Source organism: Actinacidiphila sp. bgisy160 (assembly GCF_057707815.1).
The window spans coordinates 1-25434 of the sequence record NZ_JBYIQW010000067.1 but is presented as its reverse complement, the minus strand read 5'-3'; the positions used below and the strand labels follow the sequence as shown (position 1 = coordinate 25434).

Below are 25434 nucleotides of genomic sequence, written 5' to 3'. Positions count from 1 at the left end.
GGAGACGGACGGTGAGCCGCCGAGGGAGATGGGGCCTCGGGTGGCAGGGAGTCGTTCGCGTCCAGGGCGGAGAGGGCCGGCTCCGCCGTCCGCCGTGACACCAGGTCGGCGCCGATGTCGTCCTCGACGGTGATCGCGAGGCCGTACAGCACCGCGATCTCCCGGACCGCCGCGGCGGCGGCCTCGGTGCCGGGCAGGTTCGCGCGGCTCTGATCAGGGTCATGCCGCAACAGTTCAGGCGGCCCCCGCGAGGGCTGTTCCGTCCCGTTTCCCCTGGCCTTGCGGATTCGCCCCACCGGGGCTCGGGCAAGGAGCGCCGGTGGGGCCGTGTCGTGGCCCGTCCGGCCTCGTGCGCCGTCACCGCACACGACCGGGCGGGCGTATGCGGTCCTATGGGCTGCGCTCCGCGTGGGCGGGAGCCACGAGACGCCAGTGGACGCCGAGGCAGCCCTTCGGGACCGGTGGGAAGGTGCGGCCCAGCACGTCGGTGCTGGTGAAGCGGTGACCTTGGCCGCAGGTGCACTCGTAGATGCCGCTGACTGGGACATTCTCCCCTGGGCGATGCGTACGGGCCTTGAGATCCATGACGACCTCCTCCTCGTCGACCGGGGCCCAAGGGAGAAGGTCCCGGTCTACAAGGGCGATGACCTCCGAGAGCGCTTGTCGCCCTCGTGGAACCACCATGGGGGCAGGCACTGGCTGTGATGGCTCCAGGCGGTCGTCTTACCTGACTCGCGCCTCCGAAACCCCGGAGGGCGAAACCCGTGCAACGCAACCCGGCCGGCAGGCGTCCGCCGGCAGGAACGACCCCCGCGTGGAGTACGACGATGGGGACGCCGTCCGTGTCTGGGGCGGGGGGTGCGCGGCGGCCCTGCCGCGCGGGGAGGGATCCGGTTCCGGCGAGGCAGCCGCGGGGATGTCGTGACGGACGGTTCGGCCGCATGCCGCCGCGTGGTGAAACCACCGGGGGCGGCTCCACGCGAGATTCGAGGACGGCATGCGGACCGGGCGGGCACCCGAGAGGCAGTGGCCGGCCGGGCGCACCGGTCACCCTAGGGGCCCTCACCCCCCGTCCCCGTCGGGCCCCTGCCGTGCGAAAAGGGGGCACCCACAGGTCACCCGTACAACACGGAAAACGCGCCTCAGCGCCTCCGTCAGCGCACGATCAGGAACGGTGACTCTCCGGCGCGCACGATCAGCGATCCGGATGCTCCGCCTGTCGGTGCGGCCTGGCCGGTGCGCGTGATCTCTCCACCAACGAGGAGGCCACCGTGGGACACGCGGTCGGTGATGTGCTCGGCCTGGCGGCCGCGGTCGCGATCAGTCCGCTCCCCATCGTGGCGATCATCCTCGTCCTTGCCACCCCGCAGGGGCGTCTGCACGGCACGCTGTTCGCGATCGGCTGGTTCCTGGGCCTGGCAGTCCTCGGCGCCATCATGCTCGTGGTGGGCGGCTCGGGCGGAGCGTCGACGCACAAGCATCCGGCCACGTGGGTGGGGGCCCTCAAGCTGGCCCTGGGCGTGGTACTCGTCCTGTTCGCCGTCCGGCAGTGGCGCGGACGTCCCCGCGACCGGTCACAGGCGCAGCTACCCCAGTGGATGGCGGCAATCGATCGCTTCACCCCCGTCAAGGTGCTCGGACTCGGGCTGCTGCTCTCGGCCGCCAACGCCAAGAACGCCCCCCTGACCATCGCTGCCGCCGCCTCGATCAGTTCGACCGGAATCTCCGTGCCACAGCAGATCGGGGCACTCGCGATCTTCGTGGTCATCGCCTCGCTCGGAGTCCTCGCGCCGCTCGCGGTCTACCTGTGCATGGGCGAACGCGCCAAGAGCATCCTTGCCGCCTGGCGGGACTGGGCCGCACTGCACAACGCCGCCATCATGGCCGCTCTCCTGTCCGTCCTCGGACTCAAGCTGCTCGGCGACGGGATCAGCGCCCTCGCGTCCTGACGAGATGCTGTGCCCATGGACGGCACGATGGCTGGCCGAGGGGCTTGACAACGCCGACGTGCCGCTGCGGACGAGACGCGCGCCGGGGCCACATGGGTCATTGTCCGGGCCGTTCGGGGGCATGAGACCTGGCTTCGGCGAGCCTCCCACACCGCCGGGGCACCGGTTGCCTACGGGTGTGGGTGCGCAGGCCGTCCATGCCGGAATACGACAGCGGTGCAGGACCTCGAGCTTGCCCCGCGCGGAGATGAGGAGAAGCCGGATACTCAAGGGATCAGCTCGTGCGGCGCTGTCGTCGATGGCGCTGGATTGGCCGAGCTCCCCATATCCCGGCGCCGAGGCGGCCCGACCTCACCCCGGGTGTCAGTGCCCGGCGCCACCATGGTCTGGTGCGCGGCCGGAGGACGCCGCCGGGACAAGGAGCCTTGAGATGACGCAGTATTTGATCTCGTTCAATGAAGGCGCGATGACCTTCCCCGAGGAGGACCTGCCCGACGTGGCCGCGGCCGCGCACGCGGTGGTCAAGGAGGCAAAGGACGCCGGCGTATGGGTGTTCGGCGCCGGGCTGACGGACCATGAGGAGGCGAGCGTGGTGGCCACCGACGGAACGGTCACCGGCGGCCCGTACCCGGCGAGCAACGAGTACCTCGGCGGATTCTCGGTCGTCGACGTGCCCTCACGCGAGGAGGCGCTGGAGTGGGCCGCCAAGATCGCCGTCGCCTGCCGCTGCGCTCAAAAGGTCCGCGAGTTCCTGCCCGACCCGACCATCTGAACGAGGGCCCTCGGCGACGAGCCAGGAGGTCGCATCCACACCGCATGACGCAGAAGACCTGAAGCCCAATCGGCCTGGCGATGCCCTGGAATGCGGGGGCGCGGGCCGGCCGAGCGCCTGTGTTTGCTTTCCGGACCGGTGCACAAGCGACTCACAAACCGCCGCGGTACGGGATCTTGCCGCCTGCTCGGAAGCCTGTTTCCCCACGTGGGCTTCCTCGGGGACTGGGCAGGGCCGTCTGCGGGCCGCCGTGCGATGCGAACCGGCACCGGGCTCAGAACTTCCCCCAAAGCACCCGAACGGGGTGGCTCAGCGCCTGTCCGAAGGCGGCCGTGGAGTGCGGATCGAGGGGCGGCCGGTCGTCGAACCGGAAGCCCGGGCAGGCGAAGGCGCTATGGCCGTCGGTCCACTCCCGGTCGGGAAGCGGGGTGCGGTGGGAGCACGTCGGGCAGTCGAGGGCGGCGGCGCCCGCGGTGAGCCTGTGCGCTCATCCGCGGGCCGCCACGGAGGCGGGTTCGGCCGGGGTCCGGAGGAGCGAGGACAGCTGGGCGAGCGCCGGCGGCAGCACCCAGTAGTAGACCCAGGTGCCGCGCCGTTCGGAACCGACCAGCCCCGCTTCGCGCAGCACCTTCAGGTGATGCGAGATCGTCGGCTGGGACACGTCGAACGGCGCGGTCAGGTCGCACACGCAGGCCTCGCCGCCCTCATGGGAGGCGATCAGGGACAGCAGCCGCAGCCGCACGGGGTCCGACAGCGCCTTGAACATGCGTGCCAGGGCGACGGCGTCGGTCTCGCCCAGCGGTTCGCGGACCATCGGCGAGCAGCACGCGACGGCCCGGTCGTCCTGCCCGAGGACCCTCAGCCCTGATTTCGACATGTGCCTATGTTGACTCCTGTCGATGCAGCTGGCAACCTCGGACCCATCGAGCCGTATCGACGGATGTCGATACAGATGCAGAGGGAGACCGTCATGTCCCGCGTTCAGCTCGCCCTGCGCGTCGCCGACCTCGAGGGGTCCATCGCGTTCTACTCCAAGCTCTTCGGCGTCGAGCCCGCCAAACTCCGCCCCGGCTACGCCAACTTCGTGATCACCGAGCCCCCGCTCAAGCTCGTCCTGCTCGAAGGCGAGGACGGCCTGGACACCCGCCTCGACCACCTCGGTGTCGAGGTGGAGTCCACCGAGCAGGTCACCGCGGCCACCCACAGGCTCAAGGAGGCGGGACTGGCCACCTTCGAGGAGAACGACACCTCCTGCTGTTACGCCCTCCAGGACAAGGTGTGGGTCACGGGCCCCGGCAAGGAACCGTGGGAGGTCTACGTCGTCAAGGCCGAGGCGGACACCCTCAGCAAGGACGCGGCCGGCGCACCGGCCGCGTGCTGCGGCTCCCACGGGCAGGCCGAGCCGGCACGGGACACCGCGCCGGCCACCGTCGGCGGCGCTTGCGCCTGCGGCCCTCGCTAGCACGCCCTCTTTCCGGTGCCCCGGCTTGATCGCGGACGCCGGTCCCGCGCGCCGGTAGGGGCGGTGCGCGGCGGGGACGGCTCCCGGGCCGGAAGACCGCCGGCAGGACCGCCGGCGCGTTGCGCGCCTCGGCCGTGAACTCCGCGCCCGAGTGCGACGTCGTTGTCGCCCACCACACGTGCCCGTCGGGCTGGCCGCACGGCGGCCCGACGCCGACGCCGACCGCGACGGCCCCCGCGATCGCCTCGGCGTCCACGGGCTCCTCCCCCATCGTCAGCAGCACGCCGTGGCCGTCGTGCGGGAGCGAGAGCAGGCCGTCGCCCTCGGAGTCGTGGGCGCAGCGTGGGCGCCCGAACCTGTCCGCCTCCATCCACGCGCCGCCGCACGACAGCGGCGAACGCTGACAGTGCGCACGCCCGCCCGGCATCCGCCGCCGCGATGAGTTCCGGCCTGGCCGGGAGTCTGTTCCGGTGACCGCCGCAACAGGCCGTACGACGCCGTACGACGGCGCCCGGCACGAGACACCCCGGAGAACACCATGACGACCACGCCCGACAACCAGGCCGGCGCGCAGCCCGGCCGCCCGCCCGTCGTCGACCTGGCCACCTGGCAGGCCGCCCGTGACGAGCTCCTGGTCCGTGAGAAGGCCCACACCCGCGAGGGCGACGCGCTCGCCGCGGCCCGCCGCCGACTGCCGATGGTCGAGTTCGACGGAACGGTGGAGGTCGTCGGTCCCGACGGCCCGGTCCCGTTCCTGGACCTGTTCCAGGGTCGCGACGAGCTCGCGGTCTACAAGCACATGTGGCACGACGGCGCGCCGCACCAGGGGCAGTGCGAGGGCTGCACCACCGCGGCGTGGCACCTGAAGGACGCCGTCTACCTCAACGCCCGCGGCGTGTCGTTCGCCATCCTGACCACGGGCCGGTGGGCCGAGGTCGCCTCATACGTCGAGTTCATGGGCTACACCCAGCCCTGGTACTCGGTGCGCGACGTGGCCGCACCGGTCGGCGGCGACATGGGTTACCTCACCTGCTTCCTGCGCGAGGGCGACCGCACGTTCCTCACCTACTCCACGACGGGCCGCGGCAACGAGCCGGTCAACGCGTCCTTCGGCCTGCTCGACATGACGCCCTACGGGCGCGGCGAGGCATGGGAGGACAACCCCGCGGGCCGGCCCAAGGGACGCGACGCGTGCTGGTACTGGCGCTCGGACGTGGAGGGGAACGCCACCTGGGGCCCGACCAGCCGCCCCGTGCCGCAGTGGACCCGCCCCGGCGCGACCCCGGTGGAAACCCTCGGCCGGCACGGCCACCACCACTGACCCGCTCGCGTCGAAGGCCTCGGCGCCCGCCCGGCGGGACGGGCGCCGGGCGGCTCGGGGCGCGACTACAGGGCCTCCGCCTCACTCCCCCAGCTCGCCGAGGTGGCGCCGGGACGACGAGGCGATCCAGGCCGCGGACACCCTGCTGCTGACCATCCCGAACCAGCTCGGGGTGGACTACAACGCCCATGTGCTGGACAGCATCCTCACCCATGTGGCACCGGAACTGGGCTGGCGCTGAACCCGGGCCGACGGACGGCGGATCGACGGGCCGCCCGAGCGGGCGGTGCCGCGGGTAGCCGGCGGATGACAAGTCCGCCTCGCCGGCCAACCGCGGCCAGGCCGCCGCGGTTGGCCGCCGGAGCACCCGGCGACGCGGAGCGGGCCACCGGCGACCGGCTCCGGAAACCGCACGCCCGGCAGCCGAGCGGTCAGCAGCCGCCGGCCTCCTGCGCGGTCGGCATACCCGGCACGGATGTGATCCAGCGGCGAAGCGCCACGCAAGCCGGAATGGGGCCGACCAGGAGGACGTACACCCAGAGCATGACGGCGAGATGAGAGATCGCGTGGTACTGCACCCGGGCGGGCATGAACGCGACCAGCCCCGAGCTCGCGACCGGCGGCCCATGTGGCGAGAACGATGAGCACGGCTTCGGACACGATCACTGCGATGCGCATGACGCCCCCGACGCCCCCGGACGTCCCATGCCTCCCGACGACCCGTCATCCTGCCCGGCGTTCACGCCACGGGGCAACATCTGACCGCGCTGTCCTGGTGCTGATCGCCGAGCCGCCCCGGGCGGACCACGACCGGTCGAGGGTCCGGGCCACTGGCTCGCCGGGAACCAGCCGGGGACACTCCTGCCGCGCCCCCGCGAAGTCGTCGAAGGCACGGGTGCGGGGAATGATCCGGCGGATTACCGTCGCCCTGATCAACATGCGGTCGAGCCGGTGGTCGGCGCCGGGGGCACCTCCAGGGCGAAGAGCATGTAGCTCATGCGGTTGCGGAGGAACTCGTCGGGGTAAAGGTCGCGGGCGCTCGGATCGACTTGCGGCTCGCTGATGACGGCCAGTCGGAAGCCGGCGGCGGTGAAGGCGTCGGTCATCGCCTGCAGCGGCCTGCGCCAGAACCTCATCGGGGCGGGCTGCCCCACCAGTTGGCCCCAGTCGTCGGTGTAGTCGGTGGTCTCGAAGTAGTTGGGCCGCGGATCTTGGATCACGTAGTCCACGAAAGGGTGTTGCACCGACGTGATCAGTCTTCCGCCGGGCCTGAGCACTCGCCTCATCTCGGCCAGCGTCGGCCCCCAGTCCTCCAGGTAGTGCAGCACCAGGGACGAGACGACCATGTCGAAAGCACCGTCGGCGAACGGCAGCGGGTCGCCCAGGTCGGCCACCCGCAGGTCCGCGTCGGCGCCCAGCCGGCGCCGCGCGAGCTCCAGCATCCCGGTGCTGGAGTCCAGGCCGGTGACGTGGGCGCCCCGTTCGCGCAGCGCGGCGAACAGGGGGCCGGCGCCGCAGCCGGCGTCGAGGATCCGGCGGCCGGCCACGTCCCCGGCGAGGGACAGCATCGCGGGCCGCTCGATGTAGGCGTTGCCGAGGCTGCTCTCGTTCAGGGTCGCGTACGACTCGGCGAAGCTGTCGTAGTCGTTCACCCGGGCCGGAGGGGTGGGCAGGGCATGGTCTTCGGCGGTGGGCACGTGGCGGTCTCCGTCTTGTCATCTCGGCGTACGCACGGGCGTCGTTCTGGAGATCGACGCCGATTCGGCACACCCCGGTTCCGGCCGTTGTCGTGCTTCTCGAAGACGGTGCGGCCTGCCTGCCGACGCCATCTACGTCGCGGACAGCCACAAGAACACCATGTGGGCCGTACCCACGGCAGGCGGCATGGCGCCGCCCCGGCTCACCGACCAGGCTCTCGCGCCGGTCCCGGATGCCGAGGCGTTCGGCGCCAACGGCCTGCGCTTCCACGACGGCGCCCGTGTGGGGGGCGAACTTCAGCGCGGGCACGCTGCTACGGGTGCCGGTCACCCGCTCCGGCGCCCCCCTCAGCGACCGTTCCGACGTGGTGCCGGCCGCGGTCAACGCCGCGAACCACATCCAGGTCGTCCACCCGCACGGCACCAGGACGACCGTGCTGACGGCGGCCGACGGGCTCACCTCGCCCACCGCCACCGCGCTGCGCGGCACTCCCCGTACATCACCGACGCCGGCTTGCAGAAACCCCATCACGCACAGCTGCAGAGCGCGCGGATCAACCCCGGCCCTGCGTCACCCCGCGGGCTCCTGACCCGGCCGGCCCCGGGGAGCCGCTCACGGCGGGCGGCTCCCCGGGGGCTTTCACGTCCTGGCTTCCCGCCGGCCGACGTGTCCGACGGCGTGGGCCAGCGAGCGCCACGTGACCACCGCCCAGGCCGCCACGAGCAGCACGTAGAGCACGACGGCGGCCCAGACGAAGAGCTGGGACCCGGTGCGGGTGGCGAGCGCACCGGTACCGGTGACGCAGGCCCCCAGCGGGAAGATGAAGGACCACCAGGTGGGCGCGAAGGGGAGCCCCGCGCGCAACTGCCGTACCGTCAGCGCCGCGGCGAGCGCCAGCCACAGCATCGCGAAGCCCCACAGGCCGATTCCGCCCAGCAGCGCGAAGGCCGCCGCGCCCCGCGCGTACGGCGCGGGCAGCGCGCTCGGCGCCGCGGTGGCGAGCGTGCCCATCGCCGTCACCGCCTGGTCGACGGCGCCCAGGCCGATCCACACCGTGGGCACCACCGCTCCCGTGGGTGCCTCGTGGTGGACCAGGCGGCTGTAGACCATCGCCAGCACCAGCAGGACCGCCACCAGGCCGAGTCCGAGCATGGCGTAGCAACCGAGCAGCAGGGCCAGCCGCGCCTGTCCGGCGGGTGCGTGCGGGACGAGCAGTGCGCCCGTCGCGGCGGAGACCAGCGGCGGCACCACCGGCATCAGCCAGCCGCCGAACGCGGCGTCCGGGGCGAAGCGGTGCCGGGTGACCATCAGGTACGGCACCGCGCAGGCCGTGGTCAGGCCGAGGACGGTGCCCAGTGACCACAGGACCCAGTCCACGTTCAGCGCCGTACGCGCTCCGAGCACCTGCAGGCCGAGCAGTTGCGCGCCGGCGCCCACCGTGAGCAGGGCCATCGGCGGCGCGCCGAGGAACTGGGCCAGCGCCGGGTGGGCGGCGTGGGACCGCAGGGCCCGCTGCCGAACATAGCCGGCTCCCAGGACGACCAGCAGCAGCGCGGCTCCCGCCCAGACCACCGTGGCCGCGTCACGAAGCCAGGGAGAGCTCCGCGGCAACGTCACCGCGGCGTTCGCGACGATCCCGGTGCCCATGACGGACGCGAACCAGCTGGGGCCGAGGTGCGGGCGCCGGGTCCCGGCCATCGCGGGCAGCCGGGGACGGGCATGGGTGGTGTGCCGAGGTCCCGGGGCGTTGTGGGACGGGAGTGTCCGGGTGTCGCAGGGGTGGGGTGTCACGGTGAAGAACGCTTCTTTCTCGAATCGGGAATCACCGACGGCAACCGGCAGACCGGCACACCGGACCGACAGCCCACGGACCGCTGCCGAAGCCGTCGGCTCGTCGGCCTCACGACGTTACGGTGACGCCCGGCTTCCGCCCCATCACAGCGTGTGCCACGAAGCCCTCACTTCAGGACGTCGGGGCATCGGACGCCGCGCTGGGGTCCTGATGTGACGCTCCCCCGGCATGCCCCGCCCTCCGCGTCGGCCCGGCACCGGCCTAGCGTCGGAGGTGCCACACGGTCAGCGGTGCGCTTCCCCCTCCGACAGGCCACGGGGGCGCTCCCCGCCGGGAGCGATGCGCCGGACGCCGAGGCCCTTGCCGCCTCGCCCACCATCGGCTGTCCCGAATGAGGAAAGAAGGCGATCCACACAGTGGCGTCGACATCAAGCGCCGAAGAGCCCGTACTGCACGGTCCGGAATTCGGCCTCAACGAATGGCTCGTGGACGAACAGTACGAGCGCTACCTGAACGATCCCGGGTCCGTCGACGAGAAGTGGAGGGACTTCTTCGTCTCCCCCGCCTCCGCGACGGGCCGGCGGGAACGTGGGGGCCCGCCGGCCCGGAATGAAGACGCGCAGGGCGCGGCGATCAAGGCCGTCCGCGTGGCCGCGCTCATCCACGCCTATCGGGTGCGCGGGCACTTGGCGGCCGGAACCGACCCCCTCGCCGCCGGGCAGTCGGCCGGGCACCCGGAGCTCGACATCACGGCGTTCGGGCTGCGGGACGAGGACCTGGACGTGGAGTTCGTCGTCGACGGTTTCGCCGGCCGGACCACCATGACGTTGCGCGGCGTGCTGGACGTCCTGCGCAAGGCCTACTGCGGGACGGTGGGCACCGAGTACATGCACATCCAGACCTTCGAGGAGCGCCGCTGGGTGCAGGAGCGGATCGAGACGCCTTCGCCCCGGCTGGACCGGGCCCAGCAGCTGCAGGTGCTCTACCGGCTGGGAGCGGCGGAGGCCTTCGAGACGTTCCTGCAGACCAAGTACGTCGGCCAGAAGCGCTACTCGCTCGAAGGCGGCGAGTCGGCCATCGTGCTGCTCGACGCCCTGCTGCTGCGCTGCATCGGGCGCGGGGTGGGCGAGGCCGTCATCGGGATGGCGCACCGGGGCCGGCTCAACGTGCTGGCCAACATCATCGGCAAGTCGTACAGGGACGTCTTCCACGAGTTCGAGAACTCGGTGGACATCCTGTCGGCCCAGGGAACCGGCGACGTGAAATACCACCTCGGCGCGGAAGGGACCTACCGCGCCCTGGACGGCGGCGCGATCGCCGTCTCCGTCGTGGCGAACCCCTCGCACCTGGAGCTCGTGGGGCCGGTGGCCGAAGGCGTCGTGCGCGCCAAGCAGGACCTGGCCGGTGACGACGGCGAGGCGTTCGCCGTCCTGCCGGTCGTCGTCCACGGCGACGCCGCCTTCGCCGGCCAGGGCGTGGTCGCCGAGACACTGAACATGTCGCGGCTGCCCGGCTACAGTACCGGCGGGACGGTGCACATCGTCATCAACAACCAGCTCGGTTTCACGACCTCGCCCGCCAACGGCCGCTCCGGCACCTACGCCACCGCCGTGGCACGGACGGTCGACGCCCCGGTCTTCCACGTCAACGCGGACGACCCCGAGGCCGTCGTCCGGGTCGCACGCACAGCCTTCGACTACCGGGAGGCGTTCCACAAGGACGTGGTCATCGACCTGGTCTGCTACCGGCGCCACGGGCACAGCGAGGTCGACGACCCGTCCATCACCCAGCCGGCGATGTACGACCGTATCGACGCCAGGCCTTCGGTGCGCAAGCTGTACGCCCGGGCGCTGGTCGACCGGGGGGACATCGACGAGTCGCAGGTGGAAGGCGCCCTGCGGGACTACCGGGAGCGCCTGGAGCGTGCCTTCGCCGAGACGCGGGCCCCGGCGGTGCCCGGCCCCCCGAGGCCCGTCGCAGCGGCGGTCTCCCGGGACGACACCGCCCCTCGCGTGCCGACCGCCGTCCCGGAGGCGACCGTCCGGCACGTCATCGCCGCCCAGACCGGTCAGCCCATGGACTTCACCGTGCATCCGCGCGTCCTGCCTCAACTCCGCAGGCGTACCACGATGCCGGACGCCGGCACGATCGACTGGGCCACGGCCGAGACGCTGGCGATCGGCTCCCTGCTCATGGAGGGGGTGCCGGTGCGGCTGGCCGGGCAGGACTCCCGCCGCGGCACCTTCGGCCAGCGTCACGCGGTGCTCACCGACCGGCGCACCGGCGCGGAGCACACCCCGCTGAACGGCCTCGGCCCGGGCGCCGCGGCCTTCTCCCCCTACGACTCGATGCTGTCCGAGATGGCGGCCCTGGCCTTCGAGTACGGCTACTCGCTGGAGCGGCCCGACGCCCTGGTCCTGTGGGAGGCCCAGTTCGGCGACTTCGTCAATGGCGCGCAGAGCGTTGTCGACGAGTACATCGCGTCGTCCGAACAGAAGTGGGGAGAGCGCTCCGGGGTGACGCTGCTGCTGCCCCACGGGCTGGAGGGGCAGGGGCCCGACCACTCGTCGGGCAGGATCGAACGGTTCCTCCAGCTGTGCGCGCAGGGGAACATGACCGTCGCCGTCCCGACGCTGCCCGGCAACTACTTCCACCTGCTCAGGCAGCAGGCGCTGGGGGAGGGCAGGAGGCCGCTGGTGGTGTTCACGCCCAAGTCCATGCTCCGGAGGAAGGAGGCCGTCTCCGGGCTGGCGGAGTTCACCACGGGCTCCTTCCGCCCGGTCATACCGGACGAGGGAGCGGACGCCCAGGTCCGGCGCGTGCTGCTGTGCTCGGGAAAGGTCTTCTACGACCTGGACGACCATCGGCGGAACGCCGGCCTGCGGGACACGGCGATCGTCCGGCTGGAACGTCCGTATCCCTTCCCGGAGGAAGAACTCGGCGCGGAACTCGCCCGTTTCCCGCGTGCTGCCGAGGTGCGGTGGGTGCAGGAGGAGGCGGGGAACCAGGGGGCGTGGTCGTTCGTGAGGCCGCACGTGGAACGGCTGGCGGGCCGCCCCCTCGGATGCGTCAGCCGGCCGCCCGCCTCAGCCCCCGCGGTGGGCTCCGCCCGGCGGCATGCCGCCGAGCAGAAGGAGCTCGTGGAGGCGGCCTTCCGCTGACCGGCCCCGCACGTGGCCAAGTGGACGGGTACCGGCCGACCCCGGGTGCCCCCTTCGAGGCCGCGGCCGGACGACCGACGGGAAAACGGATTCAGCCCAGGCCACGCTTCGGTTCGGAGTGACCGCCGTTCTGAGGGGCGTACCGAATGGCCGGTCACAGCCTGTCGTTGACAGGGTCCCCGCGCTGCGCGTCCGAGTCCGTGGCCGTCCGGCCCGGTGATGACAACGTCAGGCGGCTCCTCGGGAGCCTCCCCCCTGTTTCGCTCCCACGCGGTGTGCCGATGGGCCCGGCAGACGGTGTCGTCGACGGTGAGGTCCCGGGTGATCAGATCCCCCGCATCCGCCCGGGCCCGGAGCTGGGTGGAGACCCGCTGCCAGGTGCCGTCCCGCTGCGAGCGGCGGAACGGGTCATACACCCGGCCCCACGGCCCGTACCGCTCGAGCACGTCCCGCCGGGGCACGCCGGTGCGGACCCGGAATCGTATGCCGTCGAACAACTACCGCCGGGTCCACATCGCCGGCCGCCGACCTGCTTGCGCACGGGCAGCAGCGGCTCCGGCACGGCCCACTGCGTCCGTCAGATCTCCACGAGCCGCAGAGATCCTTTCCCACCAAGATCCACTCTCGGCAGACGCCCGCTGGACTACGACGAGCCCGCTGTCGCGCTCAGGTCGCCGGCGCCCAGACCGGTCGTCCGGAAACTGGCCCGAAACGCTGCCGGGGTCACACCCAGGTGTCGCACGAACGCCCTGCGGAGCGATTCGGGTGAGCCGAATCCGGTGCGCCGCGCGACGACCGCCGTGGGGTCGTCACCGCTCTCCAGCATCGCCTGGGCGGCCTCCAGCCTGACCTGCTCCACGTACCGCCCCGGACTGGTCCCCACCTCGTCGTAGAAGAGCCTCGTGATGTGACGGACGCTGACACCCGCCCTGCGGGCCATCGCGGACAGTGAGTGATTGGCCCCGGGGTTCTCCGCGACCGAGTCCAGCACCTCGCGGAGCATCTCCCGGCGCGGGTGCGGCACTCGCGAGCGTGCGCTGAACTGCGACTGACCGCCCGGCCGTTGCATGAAGACGACCATGTCCTTGGCGACCGATCGTGCGATCTTCGCCCCGTAATGCTCTTCGACGAGGGCCAGGGACAGGTCGATCCCGGCAGTGACACCGGCGGAGGTCATCATCTTCCCGTCACGCACGAAAATGGCGTCCGGCTCGACCTTCACGGACGGGTAGCGCAGGCCCAGTTCGCGGGTATGCCGCCAGTGGGTCGCCGCCCGCCGGCCGTCGAGCAGCCCCGCCGCGGCCAGGAAGAAGGCTCCCGTGCAGACCGATGCCGTGCAGCGGGCCTGCCGGCTCAGTTCGCGTACGGCGTCCAACAGGGCGTCGTCCTTGATCAGGGTCTCCCACTCAGGGCCACCCGGGATCACCAGGACGTCGCAGGGCTCGTGCAGGTCCTCGACCGACAGGTCCGCGCTGAGTCGCGTCCCGGCGGCGGTCACCACGTCCGCCCCGTCCTCGGACACGATCTGCACCCGATAGGGACCGCCGCACTCGTTCGCCGACGCGAAGACTTCGATGGGACCCGTCACATCGAGCAACCGCACCCCCGGGAAGACGAACACCCTCACCGTGAGCGGACCCGCTCCAGGGCGCTTGTGCAACATGGGGCACCTCCCGATCACGCGCCGCGGCCTGGCACCGGGCCCCCTGAGCCAGAACTGGGGCGACCTGCACGGCGCCGCGCCGCTCTCCGGCCTTCCACCTGCGATCGTGCGGCCGCCGCCCACACCGATGCCACGACCTGCTTGCTCTCTCCTGGGAGGCTGAACCTCCCAGTCCACGTCATGCGGCCGGCACCTGCGGGCGGGCACCCAGCAGCGCAAGGCAGTTGGCCCACAGCGGGCCGAGTGGCCCCGTGTTGTCGTACAGCTTCGCGAGCAGGACCCGGCCCTCAAGTTGCGCCACCACGGACCGGGCGGCCTCCCGGGGGTCGGAGACGGTCACCTCGCCCCGCTGCCGGGCCTCGGTGACGACGGATTCGACCATGCCGACCTGTGCTTCGAAGATCTGCCGGAGGCGTTCACGGACGACTCGGGTCTGTTCGCTCACCTCCACGGCGAGGTTGACGAACACGCAGCCGGCGACGGCGCCGCGATCCCGTTGTCCCTCACGCTGCTGGACGCTTGTGGCCTCGAACAGGATCCGCAGCCGTACCAGCGGCGCCGCGCCGGGCGCGAGGATACGGAGCCACATGCGCCGCTGCGCGTTCCACTGCTCATCGACGACGCTGAGCGCGAGCGCTTCCTTGGAGGCGAAGAAGTAGTGGAAGCTCCCCCTCGGTACTCCGGCCGCCCTGCAGATCTCCGCCAGCCCCGGTGCGGAGTAGCCGCGTTGCTCGAACAGTGAGTGGGCAGCGCTCAGAATCTTCTCTCTGGCATCGCTGGTGGGTCGCATGCGGAAACCATACGACCGGTCGCCTACTCCTGTAACAACGGTACGGGGTTCGCCGGGGTGCCCACACGTCTTCGTAACCCGGCTGCGCAGCAACTGGGTTGACGCCCCGCGGGCGAACGAAGCAGTCCCCGGGACCGCCCGCCCCGGTCGACGGCACGTCCACATGCGAGGGCCCGATGTCCACCATTGCCGCGACCGCCCTGGTGCCCGGCCGCGTTCCCATCTCACGGCACGAAACGAAGGCGGACCAGCCGCACATGACCCCGGGCTGCTGTTCACGATCGTCATCCTCATCGCGCTGCAGGCGAAGACGATCACCTCGCAGCCGCTGGACGTGGTCCGGATCGCACTGCCGCTGCCGGTGTACTTCGCGGTGATGCGGTTCGCACCTTCGCACTCGGCAAGGCCATCGGTCCGGCCTACGACCGCACCGCCACCCTCGCCTTCACCGCGGCCGGCGACAACTTCGAGCCGGCCATCGCCGTCGGCATCGCGACTTCGGCGTCACCTCCGGCCAGGGCACTGTCCGAAGTCGTCCGCCCGCTCATCGAGGGGCCCGTCCTGGTGGCGCTGGTGTACGTCTCGCCGGCCTGGCGACGGAAGTTCATGGCTGCGGCCGCTTCCTGACGCGCCGCGTGCGCAGGGGGCCGGCCGGCCCAGGGTTCGCCGCCGGCCGGCCCAGGCGGTGCGTACGCCACCGCCGACGCACCCAGTCCCCGGCCTCGCCCACCGCGACCAGCAGCACCGCTGACGCCGCGCACCCGGCAAGGCCCGCGGGCTGCCCCGACACCCGGCTCAGCAGCCACAGCACGAGCGTGAGTCCGGCCCACCACAGGAGGACCGAGACGGCCATGCGCCGGGGGTGCGTCGCCCCGCTCACGCGTCGGCCCTGTTCGCCCGGTGCGCCGCGAGGGCCGTGCCCGCACATCCTGCGACGGCGGGCACGCCGATGGCGGCAGTCGCGGCCATGATCGGCCCGGGGGAGGCGCCGGCCAGCCGCGGGACGGCGTTGGGCGGCGCGGCCCTGCAGAGGGCCGGCAGGGCCCAGCCCCGCGGGCGCGTCGGACCGAGCCGGGAGCGCAGGCGCTGCGGCACGTGACCGGTGAGCAGGGCGAGCGCGGTCGGAAGCAGAGTGAGGGAGCAGGCGGCGAGGCCGGCCCAGTGCCAGATCACGGGCGTCGTGGTCTTCCTGTGCGAATTCAGCGGCGGGTGGCGGCGGTCATGACGATGCCGGTGGTCAGCGTGGCAAGCCCGGTGACCAGGACGGGGAAGCCGGGGCCGGGCCGCACGTACAGGGCGGCCCCGGCCAGGGACAGCAACGCTCCCGCGATCGCCAGGACGGTCCCGATGCGGTGTTCGGACACGCTGTTGCTCACCTTCCGGTCGGATGGAGCTCAGGTGGTGGACAGCGGCGGCGGGTGCCGTGATGGATCAGGTGTGCGGCGAGCGTCCCGATCAGGTAGCGCCCAGGCCGCACCCGCGGGCCCGTCTGGGGCCGGCCGAGCAGGCAGGTCGCCGCGGCGGTCACGGCTCCGGCGGCCAGGGGGCGCCGGCTGGAGGCGAAGTCCCACTGGGCCCGGGCGCTGCCCGGATGGCGGAGTTCGCCGACCGCGGTCCTGATCATCAGGGCGGCAGCGATGACAGCGGGAGCCAGGAAGGCACGACCCATCAGCCCGGCGTACCGTCGCGCCGGTCCGGCCCGCTGGGCGCCGGGGCCTGCTGCTGGTAGACATCGGGGATGCCGTCGGCGTCCTCGTCGCGGTTCTCTTCCTCGTACAGGCGCCGGTAGACCCGGTTGCGCAGGCGCAGGAGCACCGCGGCCAGGAGGGCCGCGGCCAGTGAGGCGATCAGTACGGCGACCTTGACCTGCTCACCGAGCTCGATGCCGGGAAAGGCGAGTTCGCCGATGAGCAGGGCAACGGTGAACCCGATGCCGGCCAGGGTGGCGAGGCCGAAGACGTCCGCCCAGGCCAGGTCGGGGTTGAGCTGGGCGCGGGTGAAGCGGGCCGCGAGGTAGGTGCCGGCGAAGATCCCGAGCGTCTTGCCGACGACCAGACCCACCACCACGCCGAGGGGTTCGGGGCTGGTGAACACCTCGCCCAGCGCAGCGGCGGAGATCCCGACGCCGGCGGCGAACAGGGCGAACAGCGGCACGGCGATGCCCGCGGAGAAGGGATGCAGCAGGTGCCCGGTGCGCTCCGCGGGCGAGGTCTTCTCGCCCTTGTCGCGGGTGGTGCGCAGGATCAGGCCCATGGCGACGCCCGCGACTGTGGCGTGGACGCCGCCGTTGTACATCAGCGCCCAGATGGCGATGCCGAGCGGCACGTACCACCACCAGCCCGCAACGCGCTGCCGCTGCAGGATGGAGAAGACGACGAGTCCGGCGAAGGCTCCGGCCAGGGCGTAGGGGTTGAGGTCGGAGGTGAAGAACACGGCGATGACGAGAATCGCGCCGAGGTCGTCGACGACGGCGAGTGTCAGCAGGAAGGCCCGCAGCGCTGCCGGCACATGGGTGGAGAGGACTGCGAGAACGGCCAGGGCGAAGGCGATGTCGGTGGCCATCGGAACCGCCCACCCGTCCATACTGCCGCCGCTGACGCTCACGACGGCGGCATAGAGCGCGGCGGGCACGGCCATGCCGCAGACCGCGGCGATGACCGGCAGCGCGGCAGTGGCAGGGGTGCGCAGCTCGCCGACGACGAGTTCACGCTTCAACTCGATCCCGGCGACCAGGAAGAACACGGTCAGAAGCCCGTCCGAGGTCCAGTGGCCGACCGACAGGTCCAGGCCGAGCGCAGGGATCCCGAAATGGAAGTCGCGTATCTGCTCGTAGGCTCCGGACAGGGGACTGTTCGCCCACACCAGCGCAAGAACCGCGGCGCCGAGCAGGACCAGGCCGCCCACCGTCTCCGTCCGCAACGCCCGGGCGACCGCCTGCCGCTCCGGGAGGGGAATCAGACCGAGGAAGGGGGCGCGGGAGCGCGGGGCGGCGGGCATGGCGGGGCATCCTCCGGGGCGTCGACGGCACATGGGCACACGGCCCCTGTTCGCCGACCAGACTTCCCGGCACACCCCGCGCCCTTTTGACGCGTTCTTTACACCCTATCGGCGCGCCGGCCTCGTGCCCAGCCCACGAGGGGCGGCCACGCCGAGGACCCGGCCGTCCGGGCCCGGTACGCGGGCAAGCGGACGGGCCGCCGCGACGAGGTGGTCCTGGCCACCAAGGTCGGCCTGCCCATGGGCGAGGGCCCCAACCAGAGGGGCGCCTCCCGCCGCTGGATCACCACCGCCGTCGAGAACTCCCTGCACCGGCTCGGCACCGACCACATCGACGTCTACCAGCTCCAACGGCCCGACCCGGACACCGACCTGGAGGAGACCCTTTCCGTCCTGACCGACCTCGTCAGAGCCGGCAAGGTGCGCGCCATCGGCTCGTCGACCACGCCCGCCTCGGTGATCGTCCAGGCCCAGTGGGCCGCCGAACACGCCGGGCTGCAGCGGTTCCGCACCGAGCAGCCCCCGTACTCGATCCTGAACCGTGGCATCGAACGGGAGGTCCTGCCGCTCGCGCAGGAGTACGGCATGGGCGTCATGGTGTGGGGCCCGTTCGGCCAGGGCCTGCTGACCGGCCGGGTACGCAAGGGCGGTGACAACGACCTCAAGCGCGTCCAGTTCTCCCGTCACCTGTCCGACGAGCGCCGCATATCCGTCGTCGAACAGCTCGTCCCGCTCGCGAAGGAGGCCGGCCTGCCCATGACCCACCTGGCCATGGCCTTCACCATCGCCCACCCGGGCGTCAGCGCCGCGCTCCTCGGCCCGCGCACCATGGAACACCTCGACGACCTTCTGGCCGGGGCCGACGTCGAGCTGTCCGACGACCTCCTCGACCGGATCGACGAGATCGTCCCGCCGGGCACCGACGTCACCGCGCTCGACCAGGAATACCGGCCCCCGGCCCTGCTCGAGACCGCTCTCCGGCGTCGTCCCGCCGGCTCCGGTCGGCGGCCTGAGCCCCAGGGGCCCGGGGCAGTGTGCCCGGGGACGTGGTCCGGTCCCTGGCACACCGCGGGCAGGCGCACGCACTCCTACACCGACAGAACCGGCCCCGCTCCCGTCCCAAGCACCGGCTGGGAACCGGAAGACACCTTGCCCCACCTTGCGGAGCGCGCAACTCGCCCCACGGACACCTTCCCCGACGCCGCCGGGCCGCGCACCCGCCGACCGCCGGGCAGTGGCCGGTCGTGATCACTGGCGTCCGCGAACCGGACGATCACCAGGCGAGGTCGATACGAGGCCCTGACGGGCCCCTGCGGGCGCTGTGCGCCGAACTGTGGCCTGGGAAGCCCCCGGAGGCGGCACGGGATGGCGTGCCCCCCTACGCCTGCGAGCAGCCGCCGTCGCTGGATGCGACGACGGACTGCGCTGCGCTGCCGCGGTCAGCCGCGGACGATGTTCTCCGCCTGCGGGCCCTTCTGCCCCTGCGTCACGTCGAAGGTGACGTGCTCACCCTCCACGAGCTCGCGGTAGCCGTTGCCCGCGATGTTGGAGTAGTGGGCGAACACGTCCGGCCCGCCCCCGTCCTGTGCGATGAAGCCGAAGCCCTTCTCGGAGTTGAACCACTTCACGACGCCAGATGCCACTGTGTTCGTCCCTCACGTGCTGCTGATACGACGCACCCCATGGTGCGCCGTCGGGTCCCTTTGCTGGGGCCCCGGCCTTACTTACCGGATGATCGCCCCCTCGCGCCAGCGATAAGGGGCGTGTCAGGCGTCTCGTTCAGGTGTTTCCCGCACATCGGAGCAGCGCGTGCCGTGCTCCCCGGGGTCCGACCAGGCGGTGGGCATGCCCTGATCCGCTTGCCTCGTGCCGGTCCGGCAGGGCGCCGAGCGCGGACGTGACGCCGATGCCGCCGAGCACGGCCAGGTGCGGGCCCGGACGGCACACCACCGGCACAGCACACCGCGTAGACCCCGGGCGCCGCGCTCCGCTTCCCGGCATGCGACGCCCCCGCCCCGCCCCCGTTCCCGCAACCGACAGCGGCCACAAGGAGCACACACACCACCGCGGCTGCCCGCGACACGCTTACCCCACATTCCCCACCCAGCTCACAAGACGCACCGGAACGCAGCGGCAGCCGCGCAGCACCGGCGATGACCAGCGCATCTTTCCACCGGGGTACCGCCTCAACAACAGGATTGGGCCAAGGAGCAGAGATATCGTTCCGCCCCCGCGCCGACCGTCGTCGGTCCCACCAGATGGACCTTACGGGCGAGTTGACGAGTGCTGCGGCATAGTGGCCGTACGGCACGACGCCGTCGGCCGCCGTCCGGTTTCCTCCCGTGCAGTGTGGTAGCGCGTTCACCAACGCCACGGGATCTGACCCCGGCTCATCAGGCAACCCCATGCGCGGTGGTGGTGCTTCGCCTGGACGGCCGCAGGGAACAACGGCCCGGCGGAAGCCGGCGAGGCGGTGATGGCAGCACGTGCGGACGGTGACCGCTGCCGCCGGCACCACCCCCTCCCCGAAGAGAGCTCGGCTTCGCCGGACCTCAACCGTCTGGGGCGGTAGTGCCCTCCGGCACCGGACGACGTCGGCCGGCTGCCATTTCGGCTCGCGAGCACCCGCATTCTTTGCCTGCGCTCGACCCATTCGATGCCCCGAATTGACACATCCGACATGCAGATCATATGTGGCAGCATGGGACATGTGGTACTTGCTGAAGACAGGCGAGAGGAGTGCACCATGATCGCAAAGCTGCTCAGCAAGCTGTCCTTCGCCCGCCATTACGGTGCGTACGGGGCCCACGAGTGGGATGCGTACGCTGGCGACGACTCAGCCTGACCCCATCGCCGGCGGGCGCCCCTGGGCCCCCGCCGGCTTCCGATACTCTGCCGACGACATCGGCCTGGACGGATACGAGAGCCAGGAACGATCTCATGGGCCGGACGAATGTGCCGCCGCGGTTGCCCAAGGGGGGCTTCGCCGCCTGGAGCCGCGACCGACTGTCCGTGGCGCGCCGCGGTGCCGAGGAGTGCGGGGACGTCTGGCAGCTGGAGCCGGGTGTCTACGTAGCCGCCGCGGCCGGGCCGTGCGAAGCGGTCCTGCGCCGTTCGCGGGACTTCCCCAAGGCACCCTCGCCACTCTTCCCGCCGTTGAACCGGTCGAGCGGAGCGCCGACTCCCGAGGAGCGTGCGGGCGCTCACGCCGCGCGCATGCGCGGACTGCGCGCGCATGCGGTTGCCGCCCGGATCGGTGAGATCGCGCCCAGGACCGCTCGATTCGCCGACCAGTGGCCCACGGACCAGGACGTCGAGATCCTGCCCCCGCTCCGGCACACCCTGGCGGAGACAGGTGTGCACTACCTGTTCTCCGAAGACGCTCCGACCCTGCTGCCGTATGCCGCACGGCTCTTCCTCGCCCGGGAGGTGCTCGCACGCCCCTCGCGCTGGGCATGGCCGAGCTGGATCCCCACCCCGGCACGGCGGTTCCGCACGCGGCAGCAAGTCGCCTTCACCGACGCCCTGCGGCCCGTCGTCCGCCGGCGCCGTGCGTCGGGCCGGCTCGGTGACGACATGCTGGGACAGATGCTCCGGTCCTCCCCCCGCCACGGCCCGCTGCCGGAAGAGGCCGTCCTCGACACCCTCCCCGGAATCACCGTCGCCACCTTCGAGACACCTTCCCGGGCAGCAGGATGGATCCTCCTCCACCTGGCGCGGCACCCCCGGGCAGCGGACCGCGTCGCGGCAGAAGCGGCCTTGCTGCCCGCCGACCCGGCCGCGACGACGAGCGCCCACCTCGACAGCCTGCGGTACACCCAGGCACTGGTACGCGAGGTGCTCCGGCTGCACCCCCCGAGCTGGCTGCTGACCCGGCGCGCCACGCGGGAGACCCAGCTCGCCGGCTACACCATCGACGCCGGGTCCACCGTTCTCGTCTGCCCCTACACCGCGCACCGCGATGCGCGGGAACACCCCGAGCCGGACGAGTTCCAGCCCGAGCGCTGGCTCGATGACCCGGACTCCCCGGCGACGTCCGGGGCCTTCCTCGCCTTCGGCACCGGGCCGCACGGCTGCGAGGGAACCGCCTTGGCCATGGCGATGCTGACACTCCTGACCGCGCAGACCGCCCGCCGGTACCGCTTGAGCGAGCCGCCCGGACCGGGACCCGGCTACCAGGTCGCCACCTTCGGAGGTCTCGCGACCGTCGGCTTGCGCCTGCGTGCAACCCTGAGGAGTTGAGGGCACGAAGCGGTCCACGCGCACCGCGAGGCAAGGCTTCGTCACCGGCGGCCGGCCCCGGTGACCAGCCCTCGCCGGTGACGCCAGGGCGCCGCGATCCCCTCTCGCGGAGCCGGGGCCGCGGGGACCCCAGCGGTCCGGTTCCCTCTTCTCACTCAGCGCAGTTCCTCGGCCAGTCCGACGATGATGCCCTCCGGGCCGCGGAGGTAGCAGAGCAGATAGCTGTCCTCGAACCTGGCGATCCCGCCTACGAGTTCGGCGCCGTGAGGGCGCAGGCGGGCAACGGTGTCCTCGATGTCGTCGACGGCGAACATGACGCGGTGCGTGCCCGAAATGTTGTGCGGCCGGTTGCGTGGCCCGGAGCTGATCGCCGCGGGGCTGCGGTACTTAGCCAGCTCGAGCCGGCTGTGACCGTCCGGGGTCCGGACCATCGCGATGTCACAGCGGACGCCGTCGAGTCCGGTGCACCGGTCCGCGAAGGGGCCCTCGACCTCCGCCCTGCCCTCCAGCTCCATACCGAGTTCCACAAAGAACGCGATGGCGGCATCCATGTCCTCGACGACGATGCCGACGTTGTCCATCCGCTGAATCGCCATGCTGGGTCTTCCTTCTTCCTCGTGCGGCCGGTGGCGGCCGCTGACGTCCCTGGGACGGAGCCGGTGGCACGTTCTCGACATCCGCGGACCGCCGGACTCCGGAGCCGTGGACCCTGTGATACCGACCATCGGCCGCCCACTCAAACGTCCAGACCGGAAGTAGAAAGACCGTTCTATACTGCAGTCATGTCGAAGGCTACGCACGCATCCGCACCGGTTCGCCGGTCCGAGGCCCGTGAGCGGTTGCTGAGCACGGCGAGCAGGCTCTTCTACGGTGAGGGCATCCGGGCCATCGGGGTGGACCGCGTCATGGCGGAGGCGGATGTCGCGCGGGGCACCTTCTACCGGCATTTCGAGGGCAAGGACGACTTGGTGCGTGCCTACCTCGAAGCCACGGATCAGGCGATCCGGGGGCGGGTCGGCGCGGCCGGAGAAGTCATCGTCTCGCCGGCCGACTTCCTTGCCGCCGTGGCGCACGGCATAGGCGAGGAGGTCTGCGGCGCGGGGTTCCGGGGCTGTCCGTTCATCAACGCCGCGGCTGAGTACCCGGACCGCGAAAGCCCCGTTCATCAGGCCGTGCTGCGACACCGCGCCTGGTTCCGTGAGGTGCTGCAGGGTGCCTTCCAACGGCTCGGGGCAGCCGATCCCCCGCGGTCGGCCGACGCCATGGTGGCCATGCGGGACGGTGCGATGGTGGCCGGCTACCTCGGCGACGCCCGGGCCGCGCGTGCCGTCCTGGAGCACGGCGTCGCCGCGCTCGTGGCGGCCGGCTGACGCTTCCCCCTGCTGCTGAAACGCGGCCGGGCCCCCTCCCCTACGTGAAGGGAGCAGGCCGGCGGGCAGCAGGTAGGTCAGCGCGTGGTCGTCGCGGCCTTCTCTATGAGGCGCGTCACCGCCTTGGGGTCGGTCAGGTGAACGGCGTGCGGGGCGTCGGCCTCGACGGTGCGGGCATGCGCCCGTGCGGCCATGAACCGCTCGGCGGCGGCGGGTATCGCCCGGTCGTCGCGGGCGACGAGGTACCAGGAGGGGATGGTCTTCCAGGCCGGGGTCGTGGCGGAGGGCTCGCCGACAGCCTGCGCGGTGAGCGGACGCTGCGTGGCGGCGAGTGCGGCGGCCTTGCTCTTGCTGACGCGGTTGCTCATGAAGACGTCGCGGAACTTGTCGGGCTTGATGTAGAGGTCGACACCGGTACCGCCGTCGGCCTGGGTGAAGGGGACGGCGTTCAGGGCCGTGGGCACGGGGGCGTTGGGGTCGTCACTGAGGTGACTGCCAGGGAACTTGCCCACCAGGTCCGCGATGCTCTCGCCCTTGTCCGGGGCGAAGGCGGCGACGTAGACGAGAGCCTTGACGTGGGGATTACCGGTGGCGGCGTTGGTGATGACGGCGCCGCCGTAGGAGTGGCCCACCAGGATGACGGGGCCGTTGATCGTCTTGAGGTAGTCGGCCAGGTAGGCGGCGTCGCTGCGCAGGCCGCGCAGCGGGTTGGCGGGGGCGGCGACCGTGTAGCCGTCGGCCTGCAGGCGCTTGGCGACGCCGGTCCAGCCGGCGGAGTCCGCCCAGGCGCCGTGGACGAGGACGACGGTCGGCTTGACCCCGGGCCTGCCCGCGGGCTTGGCGTGATGGTCCTGGGTGGCGGAGGCGGTCGTGGCCAGGCCGGCGGCCAGGGCGAGGCCGGCCGCGCTCACGGCGGCGAGACGGGCACGTCGGACGGGGCGACGGTGAGACATCGTTTCTCCAGAGGGATGCGGACAGCAGGCCAGCGCGCTTAGTAGATAGAACGTTCTGTCTACTGAACCTAGTACGGAGACCTCGCCGGGGGCAACGCGGAGCGGCGAGCGGTGGGTCACATCACGGAGAGTGCGCGCCCCGCGCAGGTGCGGTGCGATCGCGGGCAGATGACGGGCGTCGGCCTGTCGGTGTCGTTCACCGGATCGCCGGTGCAGCCACGGGCGTTCGGGGCGGGGAATTCGGCGTCCTTGGGGAGGACGGTGTGCCGCAGGCGGGCGGCCTCGGCCACATGGTGGCGCAGGTGGCTCCCCAGTGACTCGCCACTCGCCTTCTCCACGACCATTCCGAGCAGCACGTAATTGGTGTTGCGGTACTGGTACTTCGTGCCGGGAGCGGACTCCGGGGAGTGCTTGAAGGCGTACGGAAGCAGTTCGGAGGGCTTCCACTTCCGGTGCGGGTTCGTTGCCCAGGCCCTCCCCCAGTCGGGATCTGCCATGTACTCCGCGAGTCCGCTGCGCATCCCCAACAGATGCCTCAGCGTGACGCGGTGTCCCTGGGGCACACCTCGCACGTACTTCGCTATCGGGTCGTCCAGACGCACCGTCTTCCGGTCCACCAACTGGAGGACCGCGGTGGCGGTGAACGTCTTGGTGACACTGCCGATCCTCATGTTGACGCGGGGGGGACATCGGGGCCTTGGTGCGCTTGTCCGCGACTCCGAAGGCGCGCACGTAGTTCCCCTTCCCGGGTATCGAGAGGCTGACGACCGCGCCCGCGACCCGCGCCTGACGCATGACCCGGGCGACCGCACGGTCGAGTTGTGCGCACCGCCGGGGTGAGCCGCCGTGCCGCGGTGCCGTGGGAGGCAGAAGGCGCCGGCTTGGCGGACCTGACACCGGCCGGATGCTCCGTGGGACCGAGAGCATGCGCCGCGGGGGCGATCGAGAGGAGTACACCGGCACTCAGGACCGCCGCGACGACTGCGTTGCGACGGGTGGTTCGACGACGGCCGGTGCCACCAAGGATTGGTCGGGCATTCCGCGCTCTTTCTGATGGGGGCGGCCTCGGTCGGCCACTCGGTGTGCTTCAAGCGTCGGCTCTTTGCGGATGCCTGGTCTCGCCCGCACGGACGCTTCTCGGCCTCCGCCACAGGGATGAGCCGGCACGGGCTCTCCACCGACAGGGCCTCCCTCCGGGCATGGGGTATGCGCGCGGGCCGTCGTTCCCCGCCGTCCCGGTGGCGGGTTGTCGTGGTCAGTCGTG

General features: G+C 71.7%; 24 protein-coding genes and 3 pseudogenes. 11 read left to right on the top strand and 16 right to left on the bottom strand.

Annotated elements, in window-relative coordinates:
* Positions 1-390: 390 nt before the first annotated feature.
* Positions 391-585 carry a hypothetical protein gene (locus tag AC3EUJ_RS32950; protein WP_431967936.1) on the bottom strand — a complete coding sequence of 65 codons (195 nt, stop codon included), beginning with the start codon at positions 583-585 and terminating at the stop codon, positions 391-393.
* Positions 586-1271: 686 nt separating this feature from the next.
* Between AC3EUJ_RS32950 and AC3EUJ_RS32945 the strand changes: the two genes are divergently transcribed.
* A complete protein-coding gene (locus tag AC3EUJ_RS32945) occupies positions 1272-1949 on the top strand; it encodes a GAP family protein (protein WP_431967934.1) in 678 nt (225 codons plus the stop codon).
* 430 nt (positions 1950-2379) lie between these two features.
* Positions 2380-2721 carry a YciI family protein gene (locus tag AC3EUJ_RS32940; RefSeq protein ID WP_431967932.1) on the top strand — a complete coding sequence of 114 codons (342 nt, stop codon included), beginning with the start codon at positions 2380-2382 and terminating at the stop codon, positions 2719-2721.
* Between the two features lie 487 nt (positions 2722-3208).
* On the opposite strand, the gene AC3EUJ_RS32935 is transcribed toward AC3EUJ_RS32940, so the two are convergent.
* Positions 3209-3598: an ArsR/SmtB family transcription factor gene (locus tag AC3EUJ_RS32935; protein WP_431967930.1), complete on the bottom strand. Its 390-nt coding sequence runs from the start codon at positions 3596-3598 to the stop codon at positions 3209-3211.
* 93 nt (positions 3599-3691) lie between these two features.
* Here AC3EUJ_RS32935 and AC3EUJ_RS32930 point away from each other — a divergent pair, with 93 nt between their 5' ends.
* The 3 genes and pseudogenes from AC3EUJ_RS32930 to AC3EUJ_RS32920 all read left to right on the top strand — a co-directional run.
* A complete protein-coding gene (locus tag AC3EUJ_RS32930) occupies positions 3692-4183 on the top strand; it encodes an ArsI/CadI family heavy metal resistance metalloenzyme (RefSeq protein WP_431967928.1) in 492 nt (163 codons plus the stop codon).
* A 538-nt stretch (positions 4184-4721) separates the two neighbouring features.
* Positions 4722-5504 (top strand): DUF899 domain-containing protein, encoded by a 783-nt coding sequence (locus tag AC3EUJ_RS32925; protein ID WP_431967926.1) that lies wholly within the window; start codon positions 4722-4724, stop codon positions 5502-5504.
* A gap of 115 nt (positions 5505-5619) precedes the next feature.
* Positions 5620-5745: pseudogene (locus tag AC3EUJ_RS32920) on the top strand (LLM class flavin-dependent oxidoreductase); the annotation flags it as partial.
* Positions 5746-5935: 190 nt separating this feature from the next.
* Here AC3EUJ_RS32920 and AC3EUJ_RS32915 read toward each other — a convergent pair.
* A complete protein-coding gene (locus tag AC3EUJ_RS32915; protein WP_431967924.1) occupies positions 5936-6094 on the bottom strand; it encodes a hypothetical protein in 159 nt (52 codons plus the stop codon).
* Positions 6095-6436: 342 nt separating this feature from the next.
* The gene (locus AC3EUJ_RS32910; protein WP_431967922.1) at positions 6437-7201 is read right to left on the bottom strand and encodes a class I SAM-dependent methyltransferase; all 765 of its coding nucleotides are present in this window, start codon (positions 7199-7201) and stop codon (positions 6437-6439) included.
* A 281-nt stretch (positions 7202-7482) separates the two neighbouring features.
* Here AC3EUJ_RS32910 and AC3EUJ_RS32905 point away from each other — a divergent pair, with 281 nt between their 5' ends.
* The gene (locus AC3EUJ_RS32905) at positions 7483-7791 is read left to right on the top strand and encodes a hypothetical protein (RefSeq protein ID WP_431967920.1); all 309 of its coding nucleotides are present in this window, start codon (positions 7483-7485) and stop codon (positions 7789-7791) included.
* Between the two features lie 50 nt (positions 7792-7841).
* On the opposite strand, the gene AC3EUJ_RS32900 is transcribed toward AC3EUJ_RS32905, so the two are convergent.
* Positions 7842-8993 (bottom strand): TDT family transporter, encoded by a 1152-nt coding sequence (locus tag AC3EUJ_RS32900; protein ID WP_431967918.1) that lies wholly within the window; start codon positions 8991-8993, stop codon positions 7842-7844.
* Positions 8994-9410: 417 nt separating this feature from the next.
* Here AC3EUJ_RS32900 and AC3EUJ_RS32895 point away from each other — a divergent pair, with 417 nt between their 5' ends.
* Positions 9411-12155 (top strand): multifunctional oxoglutarate decarboxylase/oxoglutarate dehydrogenase thiamine pyrophosphate-binding subunit/dihydrolipoyllysine-residue succinyltransferase subunit, encoded by a 2745-nt coding sequence (locus tag AC3EUJ_RS32895; protein WP_431967916.1) that lies wholly within the window; start codon positions 9411-9413, stop codon positions 12153-12155.
* Between the two features lie 643 nt (positions 12156-12798).
* Here the strand turns inward: AC3EUJ_RS32895 and AC3EUJ_RS32890 are convergent.
* Both AC3EUJ_RS32890 and AC3EUJ_RS32885 read right to left on the bottom strand, forming a co-directional pair.
* Entirely contained in the window at positions 12799-13818 is a 1020-nt protein-coding gene (locus AC3EUJ_RS32890) for a GlxA family transcriptional regulator (protein WP_431967914.1), read from the bottom strand.
* A 178-nt stretch (positions 13819-13996) separates the two neighbouring features.
* A complete protein-coding gene (locus AC3EUJ_RS32885) occupies positions 13997-14608 on the bottom strand; it encodes a TetR/AcrR family transcriptional regulator (RefSeq protein ID WP_431967912.1) in 612 nt (203 codons plus the stop codon).
* Between the two features lie 265 nt (positions 14609-14873).
* Between AC3EUJ_RS32885 and AC3EUJ_RS32880 the strand changes: the two are divergent.
* Positions 14874-15235 (top strand): annotated as a pseudogene (locus tag AC3EUJ_RS32880) (arsenic resistance protein); the annotation flags it as partial.
* Here the strand turns inward: AC3EUJ_RS32880 and AC3EUJ_RS32875 are convergent.
* Genes AC3EUJ_RS32875 through nhaA form a run of 5 tightly spaced genes read right to left on the bottom strand, consistent with a single transcriptional unit; the run spans position 15213 to position 17605 of the window.
* On the bottom strand, positions 15213-15461 hold the full coding sequence (locus tag AC3EUJ_RS32875) for a S8e ribosomal protein (RefSeq protein ID WP_431967910.1): 249 nt from the start codon (positions 15459-15461) through the stop codon (positions 15213-15215). The pseudogene AC3EUJ_RS32880 and the gene AC3EUJ_RS32875 sit on opposite strands and share 23 nt — an antisense overlap.
* A 23-nt stretch (positions 15462-15484) precedes the next feature.
* Entirely contained in the window at positions 15485-15781 is a 297-nt protein-coding gene (locus tag AC3EUJ_RS32870; RefSeq protein WP_431967908.1) for a hypothetical protein, read from the bottom strand.
* A gap of 26 nt (positions 15782-15807) precedes the next feature.
* The gene (locus AC3EUJ_RS32865; protein ID WP_431967906.1) at positions 15808-15972 is read right to left on the bottom strand and encodes a hypothetical protein; all 165 of its coding nucleotides are present in this window, start codon (positions 15970-15972) and stop codon (positions 15808-15810) included.
* An 8-nt stretch (positions 15973-15980) separates the two neighbouring features.
* Positions 15981-16277, bottom strand: a complete 297-nt coding sequence (locus AC3EUJ_RS32860) for a hypothetical protein (protein ID WP_431967904.1) — start codon at positions 16275-16277, stop codon at positions 15981-15983.
* Positions 16277-17605 (bottom strand): Na+/H+ antiporter NhaA, encoded by a 1329-nt coding sequence (nhaA, locus tag AC3EUJ_RS32855; protein ID WP_431967902.1) that lies wholly within the window; start codon positions 17603-17605, stop codon positions 16277-16279. The genes AC3EUJ_RS32860 and nhaA overlap by 1 nt, the downstream gene beginning before the upstream one ends.
* A gap of 144 nt (positions 17606-17749) precedes the next feature.
* Here nhaA and AC3EUJ_RS32850 point away from each other — a divergent pair.
* Positions 17750-18595, top strand: a pseudogene (locus AC3EUJ_RS32850) (aldo/keto reductase); the annotation flags it as partial.
* Positions 18596-19044: 449 nt separating this feature from the next.
* Here AC3EUJ_RS32850 and AC3EUJ_RS32845 read toward each other — a convergent pair.
* Positions 19045-19248 carry a cold-shock protein gene (locus tag AC3EUJ_RS32845; RefSeq protein ID WP_431946767.1) on the bottom strand — a complete coding sequence of 68 codons (204 nt, stop codon included), beginning with the start codon at positions 19246-19248 and terminating at the stop codon, positions 19045-19047.
* A 1297-nt stretch (positions 19249-20545) separates the two neighbouring features.
* On the opposite strand from AC3EUJ_RS32845, the gene AC3EUJ_RS32840 reads away from it, so the two are divergent.
* The gene (locus AC3EUJ_RS32840) at positions 20546-21847 is read left to right on the top strand and encodes a cytochrome P450 (protein WP_431967900.1); all 1302 of its coding nucleotides are present in this window, start codon (positions 20546-20548) and stop codon (positions 21845-21847) included.
* Between the two features lie 155 nt (positions 21848-22002).
* Here the strand turns inward: AC3EUJ_RS32840 and AC3EUJ_RS32835 are convergent, their stop codons facing one another.
* Positions 22003-22443, bottom strand: a complete 441-nt coding sequence (locus tag AC3EUJ_RS32835; protein ID WP_431967898.1) for a VOC family protein — start codon at positions 22441-22443, stop codon at positions 22003-22005.
* Positions 22444-22629: 186 nt separating this feature from the next.
* Between AC3EUJ_RS32835 and AC3EUJ_RS32830 the strand changes: the two genes are divergently transcribed.
* The gene (locus tag AC3EUJ_RS32830) at positions 22630-23217 is read left to right on the top strand and encodes a TetR/AcrR family transcriptional regulator (protein ID WP_431967896.1); all 588 of its coding nucleotides are present in this window, start codon (positions 22630-22632) and stop codon (positions 23215-23217) included.
* Positions 23218-23294: 77 nt separating this feature from the next.
* Here the strand turns inward: AC3EUJ_RS32830 and AC3EUJ_RS32825 are convergent, their stop codons facing one another.
* Both AC3EUJ_RS32825 and AC3EUJ_RS32820 read right to left on the bottom strand, forming a co-directional pair.
* Positions 23295-24170, bottom strand: coding sequence for an alpha/beta fold hydrolase (locus tag AC3EUJ_RS32825; protein ID WP_431967894.1), 876 nt, complete (start codon positions 24168-24170; stop codon positions 23295-23297).
* 116 nt (positions 24171-24286) lie between these two features.
* The gene (locus AC3EUJ_RS32820; protein ID WP_431967892.1) at positions 24287-24841 is read right to left on the bottom strand and encodes a serine hydrolase domain-containing protein; all 555 of its coding nucleotides are present in this window, start codon (positions 24839-24841) and stop codon (positions 24287-24289) included.
* Positions 24842-25434 lie beyond the last annotated feature (593 nt).